General features: G+C 39.6%; 6 protein-coding genes. 3 read left to right on the top strand and 3 right to left on the bottom strand.

Annotated features, from left to right (window positions below; genetic code table 11):
* Nucleotides 1-423 precede the first annotated feature (423 nt).
* Nucleotides 424-2,412 (top strand): M23 family metallopeptidase, encoded by a 1,989-nt coding sequence (locus ACFIMC_RS03735; RefSeq protein ID WP_375671978.1) that lies wholly within the window; start codon nt 424-426, stop codon nt 2,410-2,412.
* Nucleotides 2,413-3,310: 898 nt separating this feature from the next.
* Here the strand turns inward: ACFIMC_RS03735 and ACFIMC_RS03740 are convergent.
* From ACFIMC_RS03740 to ACFIMC_RS03750, 3 genes are all read right to left on the bottom strand, one after another.
* Nucleotides 3,311-4,741 carry a sensor histidine kinase gene (locus ACFIMC_RS03740; RefSeq protein WP_375611692.1) on the bottom strand — a complete coding sequence of 477 codons (1,431 nt, stop codon included), beginning with the start codon at nt 4,739-4,741 and terminating at the stop codon, nt 3,311-3,313.
* 224 nt (nt 4,742-4,965) lie between these two features.
* A complete protein-coding gene (locus tag ACFIMC_RS03745; protein WP_375611691.1) occupies nt 4,966-5,520 on the bottom strand; it encodes an RNA polymerase sigma factor in 555 nt (184 codons plus the stop codon).
* A gap of 7 nt (nt 5,521-5,527) precedes the next feature.
* Nucleotides 5,528-5,731, bottom strand: coding sequence for a NepR family anti-sigma factor (locus ACFIMC_RS03750; RefSeq protein ID WP_375610684.1), 204 nt, complete (start codon nt 5,729-5,731; stop codon nt 5,528-5,530).
* Nucleotides 5,732-5,899: 168 nt separating this feature from the next.
* Here ACFIMC_RS03750 and ACFIMC_RS03755 point away from each other — a divergent pair, with 168 nt between their 5' ends.
* Nucleotides 5,900-6,694, top strand: coding sequence for a response regulator (locus ACFIMC_RS03755; RefSeq protein WP_375607013.1), 795 nt, complete (start codon nt 5,900-5,902; stop codon nt 6,692-6,694).
* A 22-nt stretch (nt 6,695-6,716) separates the two neighbouring features.
* The gene (locus ACFIMC_RS03760; RefSeq protein ID WP_375613649.1) at nt 6,717-7,730 is read left to right on the top strand and encodes a sensor histidine kinase; all 1,014 of its coding nucleotides are present in this window, start codon (nt 6,717-6,719) and stop codon (nt 7,728-7,730) included.
* The last annotated feature ends 944 nt before the right edge of the window (nt 7,731-8,674 follow it).

Genomic DNA, 8,674 nt, shown 5'->3' on the forward strand with positions numbered 1-8,674 from the left:
TTTTATTTTTTTTTAAATAAAATAACCCAAACTTTACCAATAAAATATTGAACAAAAAATCCTATTTCAAGACATTATTGGCAACAAGCAATTATAGGCAAAATCTGCCTTCATAAAAATAAAACATGAAAACAGCAAGGAGTTCAAAGAGAGCATGGCGCCTTTAAAGTAAAATATAGCACCCCATTGCAATGCATAAAAATAGGAAGTTGCCTAGGAATCAGTTAATCACAATAACGCTTGTTTTTGCTACTTTAATAGAGAAAATTTTCTGCGCAGATACGATTTATAAAGACATTGCTGTATAAAGAGAATCGCATGATCTGTAATTTGTAAAAAGAATCAAATTCCTGTAGAAGCATGCTAAGCTATCTATCTATCTAGCTTTCTTTATTTAATATTGAAAAGTACTCTTATAAATCTATGTGGGATAACGAACAACAAAAAAACGATCCTGGACAAGACCCTGCTCTTGTCGTCAAGCGCTTGCGGCCTGCGCGCCGACAGGTCTCTGCTCGTTGGCTTACGGGAACCATTCTGACAGGAATCACTTCCTGCATTCTTATGGGGATTGCACTTTTTACGGCTCTTGATGAACAACAGCGATTGGTAACACCGCCACAATGGTTTACGCAAGAAAACCTATCAGAATCACAAGACCCTGAGGCCAATGGCTATAAAGGTGATCGTATTTCTCCCACCCATGCAAGGCAAAGCTTTGACAGAAAACGTCAATTTGAACTATCGATTCTACAAAAAAAAGGCGATGAAAAAGTCATTCAAACACAACATTTTGAATGGATTCGTATGGCTTTAGCCGAAAATCGCCCCCAGAAATATAGCTATCCAAAATTTGATTCTTTAAGCATTCTTGCTAGTGATACGAAAAATCAAAATATCGCACCACAAGAAGATTCTGGGCAGATTTATGGAGCAAAGGTTGAAACAAAACTCACCTTACGCAGCTATGATTTTAAGGTAAATCAATTCGATTTTGATGACAGCGACACATTGACAGATGAAGAGGCACAACAAGAAGTACAAAAAGCTGGATTTACTTTAGAAAAGAGCTCCGAACTTCTTTCAGTTCTCACATTGATTGATCCTTTAAAATTAGAAGATGTATCCTCCCCTTCCCAAGGCACAGAATCCCCTGAAGTTCGAATCGTTCAAGAAAATGTAACCGTTTCTCCTCAAAGTCACCGTATCGATCTGACGAAAAACTATGTTGAAGATATTATTCCTATTCGTAAAAAACAAACGATAGCCGATGCTTTCAAAAAAACCAGTTATACAAAAAAGCAAATTGACCAGGTTGTAAAAACGCTAGAAAAAATAAGCCTTTCCGATTCCCTTAAAGAGGGAAGCCTTTTACGCATTGGTATCGTGACACAAGCTGGTGAAGAAGACCATCTCGTACGCGCAAGTATCTATCAAGGGATGCATCATGTTCTCACCATTGCCCTGAATGATAAAGGCCAATTCATTGAAAGCACAGAGCCTAAAATGTCTAAAGCACTTAAAACGGCTTTTCAAAATGGTATTCCACATTCTTATATCAATAGCGCGCAATTACCAACGGCTTATGATGCACTCTATAGTGCTTTGCTAAGCCATAATATATCACAATCTCTCTCTCATCGTCTTATTCGTCTGCTAGCCACCAATATTGACATGAAAAGTCCGATAACACCCAATGATCAGATCGAAATATTTTATGCTGTACCACAAAGCGATAAAGAAAACAAAAACGGCAAAAAGAATTTGAAAGCAAAGGAATCATCCAAGAACGCTGATCCAGAAATTCGTTATATTAGTGCAACTTTTGGGAATACAACTTATAAATATTACCGTTATCAATTAAAAGATGGAAGCGTTGATTATTATGATTCTGAAGGGAAAAGTTCAAAGCCTTTCTTGCTGCGCAAACCCACACCAAATGGCATTTTTGGCTCTCCCTTTGGTCCACGCAAACATCCTATTTTAGGCTATGTCCGCATGCATACGGGTGTTGATTGGATTGCTCCTAAAGGATCACCCATTATTGCTGTAGGAGATGGTATTGTCACAAGAGTAGGCGTAACAGGCGGCTATGGAAACCATACGGAAATTCAACATGCCAATGGATATGTCAGCAGTTATTCACACCAAAGTCGTTATGCACCAGACATCAAACTAGGCGTGAAAGTACGACAAGGACAAATTATTGGGTATGTTGGATCAACAGGAATGGCAACCGGTCCCCATTGTCATTTTGAAATCATTGTCAATGGCGTCAAAGTTGATCCCATGCGCATTCGTATACCGGATAGCAAAGCCTTAACCAATCAAGACCTACAAACATTCCTACAAGAAAAAAACAACATTGATGCCTTGATCAACAGCCCAATAGCACCCTCCGAAGAGACTTAAAGCATGAAAGCATCTGCATTTTTACGACTCAAAACATCTAAAAAATATGCTTGAGCGCTTACTTTTCTCAAAGAGATTTCCGCATTTTAAATATCTATTAAAGAATACGCCGAAAGATGCCACCACCCAAGGTCGCATCACAATGATTAAAAATAAAACGCCCTCCCCTTTTCAGGTTTACGCACAATAGAAAAGTGAAAAATATGAAACCCCAAAAGGCTAACTCTTCTTGTTTATTTTATCAAAACGATAGCCCGTCCTTATTTGCCATGCAATAAAATCTCAAATCAAAGAGGTGCCCGCTAAAGGATGAAGATTCTAAAATCCATATCATTCTATAAACAACCCGACTTTTTGTTGAATAGATTCCACCTATTGAATGCTTGTTGTGCATAGCCCTAAAGGACAGTGTTTCATGAACTTTCTAAGCAAGTTATCCTTGAGAATATTTGTTACACACTTTTACAAAAACACCCCATATTTAAAGTTTCACATGCCTTACAAAAAATAACAAAACTTGAAAAAACTCTCTCTTTGCAAAGCAATAGAGCTTACGAATATAAGTATTATTGGCTTAAAGGAGCACTTATTCAAAATAAATTTAAAGGCTAACTTAAGCACTTCAAAGCTCTCAGACAAGGAGAACTTTGAAAGCCGATCATCGGAGTCAACAAAGCAAAAAAACAACAAGAGAGAAAATCAAACATTACACCAAAAGATAAAGAAGCAAAGTTGTTTCTCTTGAAGGCAATTGACAATCTGATATGAATGGTGCTGTGTTCGCGCTACTGAAGCCGTATTTTTCCTTCTTCTTGTGAAAAGATGCCCTCCCCATACATTCACGATGAATGAAAGGCAGCTTACCACGAGAAAAGAAAAAATTTACCCTTTTAAAAAATCAGTCAGAGCTTTTTTTTGAACTATTCATGCTAAGTTTTGGCAAAGGAATGACAATCTTTGTGCCTCCTAAAGCAGAAGTTTCAAACAGAGGTTTTTCACCAAATTGCATACAGAGCTGTTCCACGACCACACGACCAAGTCCTGTTTTTTGTTTTAAAGTTTGGCTTTTCATTCCCACGCCATCATCTTCTACAATGAGCATCAATTGTCCATCTTTCTGGGGACCAAAGGAGATATAAATATGACCAGACCGTTGATCAGGAAAGGCATGTTTTAAGGAATTTGTCAGCAGTTCACCAAGGATAATTCCAAGTGTTGTCGCATCTCTTGAAGACAGGCGACAATCTTTAAAGTTGGTGTGAATGGTGATGTTTTCACGCAATTCAAAAGGGACTGCCAATTCGACATCATGCACAACAGAGCTGAGAAACTCTGCCAATAGTGTCGTTTCCATATCATCACTTAAGCGCAAACGACGATGTGCTGTAGAAATTGTCTGAATACGATCACGTGCAGCCCCTAGAACAGCACGGACCTCTTCATTTTTGCTCCGGTTTAACTGGAGCCCCAACAAAGAAGACACCGTTCCAAGAGAATTGCCAATACGATGGCTTGCATCCTGCAACAATATTTCAACCCGTTGGCGTTCTTTTTCAGCGTGATTACGTGCTCTTTCTAATTCTTGTGTTCGTTCTTTCACGCGGGCTTCCAGAGCGATATTTTCACTATGAAGCAGCAATTGATACAATTTTAAAGAGCGCATATCACGATGAAAACGATTAATAACAAAATAGGCAGAAATAAAGGTACTCACAACGGAAACAATAGCCGCCAATGTCAAAGCCGCCCGCATCAATGCGATACCCTCACGCTGTTTTTGTCGCACCACATCATCCCCATTAATAAAGCTTGTCATCAATTGAGCTAAACGTGCTACAGGAATCTTTGATACTTCCAAAGAGTCCGCATGAGAAGGTTGAGAAGGTTGTTCAGGAATCGCATCAAGAGCACGCATATGGGCATTCATAAAGGCTTTTCGTGCTTCAACCTCTTCTTTAAAAGCCGTAAACCATTTATACCACTGCGGATGCGCATAAACAATAAGTGCGATATAGTCGAGAATATTCCCCAACTCCCGCTCTGCATTTTCAAAACGTATTTTATCTTCCGCCTTGCGCGTTTTTGCATAGCTGCGATCAGCAACAGCCATATCAATCAGGCTAATAAGGACCAAATCAGCCTGTTCGCGCAATTCTGAACTTGTATTCAACTGTGCGACTTCTCGATCAACGGCATTTGAAAGCAACATAATAAAAACCGATGCCAAAAGAGCCATAACAAGAGAAACAACAATCGCACCCCACCGCCAGCGTGATATCGTTGCATCAGAAGAAGGCATTTGAGGCATCAAATTTGTTTTTGTTGTCATAGAATGTCCATTGGCGAACTTGAAAGTCGTCATTTTTCAGCACAAAGGAAGGCAACCTTATGGAACATAAAACCTAAAGCCCGTGAGAAAGTTTTATACAGGCTTTTCTTGTGTTCCTAAGGATACACGCCAAACTTCTGAATTCCCTCAGATACTGACTTTACTGTAATAGCTATAACGGGAATAAAAAAAACAAGGCTATCGATCATAATTATTATGCTTTTTTAGCCGTTAAATGAACACAATGTACTTCCAGCTGAGTAAGAATCAGGACCATAATCAGACTCACCATTGACTTTAAGAAGTTCTTGTAATCGATTACGCGCCCTGCTCACACGGCTTTTAATGGTTCCAACAGCACAACCACAAATAGCCGCAGCATCTTCATAAGAAAACCCCGATGCGCCAATGAGAATAATGGCTTCTCTTTGATCGGCAGAAAGCAAATTTAAGGCTTTTTTGAAATCTTGTAAATCAAGCGATCCATATTGAGCAGGATGAACAGCGACATTTTGAGTAAACACGCCGTCGGTATCTTGAACTTCTCTTCCCTTTTTACGCATTTGACTATAAAATTCATTGCGCAAAATGGTAAAAAGCCAAGCTTTAAGATTAGTTCCCATCTCAAAACTATCTTGCTTAGCCCATGCCTTCATAACAGTATCTTGGACCAAATCTTCGGCTTTATCGTGCTTGCCACTTAAAGAAACAGCAAAAGCTCGTAAAGCCGGCAACACAGAAAGGAGTTCTTGTTTAAAATTTTTCGCGCACTTTGACATAAAGGATTCAAACCTTTTCCACATTGTTTAAGCCAAATTGCTCTGCGCGCTCCAACTTCTCTAAAAGCTCAAGCAAACACCGTGGCAGTGCTTCTTCTTGAATTTCCATGTAAAATTGACGTAACTTCCGTGCTATTTCGCTATTGACCCCGAGAAGATCATCTCCAACTCTAAATTGTGTGGTGAGATTTTTTTCATCACGGTCGTTCATTTTTCATCCCCCTAATCCATATATTACTGGTAGCACCGCGAAGAATTTTTCGCCTTATGGTTGTAAATATAGCTGCCGGTAAAAAGTTCCATACAAATCAAGGAACTTTTTTATCGGTTGAGAATTTCAACCAACAAAATGCTTGAAAGGTCAAAGGAGTTATAAATTATGTCATTATCAACGCGCATTGCCCCGCATCTTCCCTATCTTCGGCGTTTTGCCCGCTCTGTCACCGGTAGCCAATCCTCTGGCGATGCCTATGTGTCAGCGATGTTGGAAGCACTCATTGCCGACATCTCCATTTTTCCCAAAGCCTCCACTGACCGAATTGGTACCTATTGGCTTTTTTGCCATCTTTTTGACCAAACCACACCGAACATCCCAGAACCCCTGCCCCAATTTGGTCTTGAACAAAAAACCAGTGCCAAATTATCCTATCTCACGCCCCGTGCACGCCAAGCATTTTTGCTCATTGCCGTTGAAGGGTTTCATGAACAAGACGCCAGCGAAATCATGAATCTGGATACGAAAGAATTTCGCAAGCTTCTCAACCAAGCATCCATTGATATTTCTCAACAAATTGCCACTGAAGTAATGATTATTGAAGATGAACCTCTTATTGCACTTGATATTGAGCAAATGGTAGAAAGCCTAGGTCATCATGTTGTAGGAATAGCGCGCACGCGTGATGAAGCTGTCATCATGTATCATAAGAAAAAACCACGGTTGATTTTGGCTGATATTCAATTAGCCGATAACAGTTCAGGGATTGATGCGGTCAACGAGATTTTGAAAAATGACCGTATACCGGTGATTTTCATCACGGCTTTTCCCGAAAGGCTTCTCACTGGCGAGCGTCCAGAACCAACTTTTTTAGTGACCAAACCTTTTAACCCTGATATGGTGAAAGCGCTTATTTCCCAAGCTTTATTTTTTCAAGAGAATGCTTCTAAAGCGGCTTAGAACAGGGTAACATCTTAAAATTATGATCGTTACGCCTCTTTCAAAGCCTCCCATGGATAGATCTCATATGAGTGCGCTCATGCAAGCGATTCGTGGTGCTGATATTTGCGTTCTCTATCAGGCAACAAATCTGGTTTATTTATGGGCTGAAAACTTGCCACATCATTTGCACAATAAATGGCGGGTTGGGTGTCGTGACAGCGACTTTTTTTCGCTTGACCTTGCAGACAATATGGAAACCATCAAACTGCAAGTTTTAGCCAGTGGCAAAATGCAAACTGTTGAAGCACGTTTTGAAGATACAAACAAACAAGAGATTTGGTACAAATTTTCTATTGATTGCCACCGCAATGATAACGAAGACATTATTGGTATTATCACCACCGGTGTCAATATTTCCGGCTTACGCCGCCGTGAACAAGTGCTTAAAATCCTTCTTCGCGAAGTCAGTCACCGTTCTAAAAATCTTCTAGCGATCATTCAAAGTATTGCCAGTCAAACCGCCCGCTATACTGAATCTCTTCAGGTTTTTTTACGAAAATTTCAAGGTCGTCTTCATTCTCTTTCTCATTCTCAAGATCTGATCACTGATTCCGATTGGCGCGGTGCTCAATTTCGCGAATTGGTCCAAACGCAGGCTTTAGGTTATTTTATGAAAGAAACAGAACGTTTTTCACTTGAAGGCGTCGATCCTTATCTTTTTCCCAATGCCGCTTTGCATATCGGTTTGGCTTTTCATGAACTGATTGTCAATTCTCTTTCTTTTGGAGCCCTTTCCCAAGAAAAGGGGAGCATCTGTGTACGCTGTGAAATCGAAACAAAACTGAATGGCAAAACGCAACTTATCATCACTTGGCATGAAAATTTTGAATCCGGCATCCCTCCCACAAACAATAAAAAAGCCTGTTTTGGTAGTGCCGTTCTCGAAAAAATCGTTCCCATTTCCGTGAATGGTTCAGCTTCTCTCAGATTGACACAAGAAGGAATTGTCTATTGCCTCTCTGTTCCTGATACTTATTTTGATATTTTTTCTTAAAAGAGCATTTTAAACAATGAACAAGAGAATTTTCCCCTTTTTTAGCAAAATGTCTCATCTGTTTATTAAGCACAAAGATATTTTCCAACCTCTTTAAACCAACCTCTATAGTCCCCCAATAGTTCCGCAAAACCTTAACGATGAGAACTGAAAGTCACATAAAATCCATTCCCGCTGTCAATCAACTTCCATCCCTCATATAACCGGCATATTTTAAAACAGAAACCAAAACGATAAAGAGCAAACCGTTTCAGCTTTTATATGCAAAATAAAAGCGAGCCTGTTACCCATCTCTTTTTGTGTAATTTTCGCAATGCGTATATAATTTTATTTTGGCAGAATATGAAATTTCAAGGAGTAAAGCTAATATCCATCATCACTCTTCAGCTTTACGGGCTTAAAGCATCCACGACAACGACAATTAATTGATGTAAATTACACATTTTATGCTTTTATTTATCGCATTCTTTAATGGAGATATCCTCTTCAGTTACAATAGGGCATCCTAAAACAGGATACACTTGTGTTCCTCATTCACGCACTTTTTTAATATTTCCCAGCGCATCCACGCTCATTTCAAAACAGTATGTGTAAATAAGATATAATAGCCCCCGTAAAGTGAACCATCAAAACCGCCCCTTGTTACGCCACGTCCTTCTTTACCTTCATGCCCCTTTTCACTTCATAAAAGTAGTAGCTGAGTATCATCATACCATTTGTCTCTCATGTTACAACAGCCATTGACCTTTGAGAGCGTCCATAAGAGGCATTTCAGTCTTTTTTCAAATATTACTCACCGACATAGAGCCCCCACACACACCCTTTTATGACGTGCAAGCCAATGACTTTGATTAATTCACTATAGAACCCGCATCTCAAAGGGGAAAACGCATCTCAAAGGGGAAAACGCATCTCAAAGGGGAAAACGCATCTCAAAGGGGAAA

Source organism: Bartonella sp. AP21QHHD, from assembly GCF_042196205.1.
Lineage (GTDB): Bacteria > Pseudomonadota > Alphaproteobacteria > Rhizobiales > Rhizobiaceae > Bartonella.